3 protein-coding genes and 1 riboswitch are annotated in these 2,859 nt (G+C 54.1%); of the genes, 2 read left to right on the top strand and 1 reads right to left on the bottom strand.

Going from position 1 to position 2,859, the window contains the following annotated elements; all coding sequences use genetic code 11:
* Both L691_RS0101115 and L691_RS0101110 read left to right on the top strand, forming a co-directional pair.
* Nucleotides 1-1,075: S8 family peptidase (locus L691_RS0101115; RefSeq protein WP_025688237.1), on the top strand; the 1,075-nt coding region annotated here is incomplete at its 5' end.
* A 118-nt stretch (nt 1,076-1,193) separates the two neighbouring features.
* Nucleotides 1,194-1,294: riboswitch (purine riboswitch) on the top strand.
* A 120-nt stretch (nt 1,295-1,414) separates the two neighbouring features.
* The gene (locus L691_RS0101110) at nt 1,415-2,467 is read left to right on the top strand and encodes an aromatic ring-hydroxylating oxygenase subunit alpha (protein WP_051459270.1); all 1,053 of its coding nucleotides are present in this window, start codon (nt 1,415-1,417) and stop codon (nt 2,465-2,467) included.
* A 49-nt stretch (nt 2,468-2,516) separates the two neighbouring features.
* Here the strand turns inward: L691_RS0101110 and L691_RS27465 are convergent.
* A partial coding sequence (locus L691_RS27465; RefSeq protein ID WP_036734584.1) for a DUF3459 domain-containing protein occupies nt 2,517-2,859 on the bottom strand: 343 nt, incomplete at its 5' end.

The raw sequence follows: 2,859 nt of genomic DNA, 5'->3' as shown, positions 1-2,859 counted from the left end.
CCTGCGGCAGCTTCCGCTGGTCAATTCGGTATCGTCCAGGATTTCAGTGGACTGTCTGAAGCGGATGTGCCGATGCGGCGCAGTCCACAAAATATATCTGGACGGAATTAAAACCACGTCGCTCTTGGTAGCGACGCCTTCCATCGGTTCTGCTGCTGTTCAAAGAGAGAGAGGTCTTACCGGTAAGGGAATTAACATTGCTGTTCTCGACACTGGGGTCTTTCCGCACCCGGATCTGACCCGGCCCGCCAACCGGATTGTCGCCTTTAAAGACTTCATCAACCGCAGACAGCGGCCTTACGACGATAACGGCCACGGAACGCATGTCGCCGGAGATGCGGCGGGCAACGGCTGGTCAAGCAGCGGGAAATACAAAGGGCCTGCGCCGGAAGCGGGCATCGTGGGCGTCAAAGTATTGGACCGGAATGGCAGCGGGTACGACTCCACGATTATTAAGGGGATCGAGTGGTGCATCGCCCGCCGGAAGCGGCTGAAGCTGCGCATTCTATCCCTGTCGCTAGGCGGCCCAATAAATTCTTCATATAAGGATGATCCTCTCTGCCAAGCCGTAGAGCAGGCGGTCAAGGCCGGACTGACCGTCGTGATTGCGGCCGGAAACGGCGGGCCCGGGTACGGTACGATTGAGTCGCCCGGTAACAGCCCTTCGGCCATTACCGTCGGAGCGGTAAACGACCGCCGCACCCTCCCGCAAGCCGACGACCGCATAGCCTGGTTCTCCAGCCGGGGACCGGCGCGCTTCGGAGGGAACAAGCCGGACCTTGTTGCACCGGGCGAGACGATTATTTCGCTGCGCTCTCCCCGCTCCAAGCTGGACCGCGAGCTTCCTTCCCATAGAATCGGCCGCAGTTATTTCGTATTGTCCGGGACCAGCATGTCTACACCCATCGTCTCCGGCACAGCCGCCCAGCTACTGCAGAGTAATCCCGCTCTGTCTCCATCACAGGTCAAAACGATACTGAAGAAGAATACCTTCCGCCTCAAATTGAACACCAATACTGCCGGAAGCGGTGAGATTAATGTAAGGTTTCTGAAGCGTCGGCAGCGTTCCCGCTAATTAATTGTGCAGAGTGCTGTAAAATTTCGTTACGGAAACCATTTAAATTTTGAATGATATTGACAACCACCCAGACCGAGTTTATGATTAAGCCAAATAATCGCGTCATATAACCTGACACTATTATATTGCTGCTTCTTGTATAAGCTCACAATGTGGGTGAGCGTCTCTACAGGCAACCGTGAATTGCCCCAGGCTACAAGAGATGTATCAGTTATTTCCCTTTCTGTCCGGCCCTCTTTAGGCTGCGCAGCGAAAGGCCGATTTAACTATGCGCTTCTTGGCGCCCGGGGTTTTCTGCATTAGCGGAATATCCAATAATTCGTGAGGTGAAAGATGATGAATGTTAAAGCTAATTCCCCTGCCGGAGCCGCCCAAACGCAGCTTCCCCGCGACTGTACATTTACGGAAAATGACTGGCATGTACTCTCCAAATACTGGTATCCGGTAGCCATCGCAAGCGAGATTGCGGACAAGCCGGTGGCTGTGAAGCTGCTGGACGTGAAGCTCGTCTGTTACCGCAGCAAGGGCAAAGTCGTTATTGCCCGCGATCTTTGCTTCCACCGGGGCGCCCCTCTCAGCAAGGGATGGATTGAAAACGATGAGATCGTATGCCCTTATCACGGCTTCCGTTATAACTGCGAAGGAGCGTGTACCGCAGTTCCCGCACACCCGAGCAGCAAAATTTCACCCAAACTGAAGCTGATGATGTATCCCGCCGTTGAGCGGTACGGGCTGATCTGGACTTGTCTCTCGGGTGCCGAGGAACAAATTCCCGACTTCCCAGGCTGGGATGATCCGGATTTCATCAATATTTTACCTCCGAGCTTTGACATCGCGGGTTCCTCCGGGCGCCAAATGGAGGGCTTCCTGGACGTATCCCATTTCGCTTACGTGCATACGGACAGCTTCGGCGACCGCAATAATCCGGAGGTCCCGCAGTACAAGGTGAGACGCGAAGGCACTGAGCTATTTGCCGACTATTGGAGCACGGTCAGCAATTACGCCAAAGGCCAAAACGTTCCTGTTCCCGAAGGGTTTATGTGGCTGCGCGCATTCCGTGTGTTCCCGCCGTTTGCGGCCTCCCTTACCGTCCATTTTCCAGAAGACGGGAAGCTGATGATCCTGAACTGCGCTTCCCCGGTCTCGGCCCGCTACACCCGTCTGTTCTGCCCGATTTCACGCAATTTCGATAAAGACGCTCCACTTCAGCCAACCATTGATTTCAACCTTCAGGTGTTCGCGGAAGACAGTGAAATGGTCGAGGCCCAGACTCCGGAGGATCTCCCGCTGGATTTGACGGCAGAGGCGCACATTCCGGCTGACCGCACTTCCATCGCTTACCGGCAGCTGCTTACGGAGCTTGGACTCGGAAGACATTATACATCTTAAGCAAAAGAATCGCCCTCCTTTTTAGAAAAAGGATCAGGGCGATTCTTTTTTAGTCCGCTTCGTATTCAGCTTTGCATATTACCGTCTCATACGGTTTCATGATGCCTGCATCATGATCATTCAGATTGGACAGCACGACAGTACCCGCAAGCGGCGTAGGAATCGCAACATTCCGGTCCGTAAAATTGCATAATACCGTCCATTGCTCGCTACCCAAGGTTCGGACATAGCCGCCAAGCTCCTCGGAATCCTTGAAAATCTCCCGGTAATCGCCGTAAATCAGCGCTTTATTCTCGCGGCGCAGCCGGATCAGCTTCCGGTAGAAATGCAGGATCGAATTCCCGTCATACAGCGACTGCTCCACATTGACCGACGTATAATTCGGATTCACC

Source organism: Paenibacillus zanthoxyli JH29, from assembly GCF_000520715.1.
GTDB lineage: Bacteria > Bacillota > Bacilli > Paenibacillales > Paenibacillaceae > Paenibacillus_AQ > Paenibacillus_AQ zanthoxyli.
The sequence above is the reverse complement of the archived record's forward strand: the minus strand, read 5'-3'. Positions and strand labels throughout refer to the sequence as shown.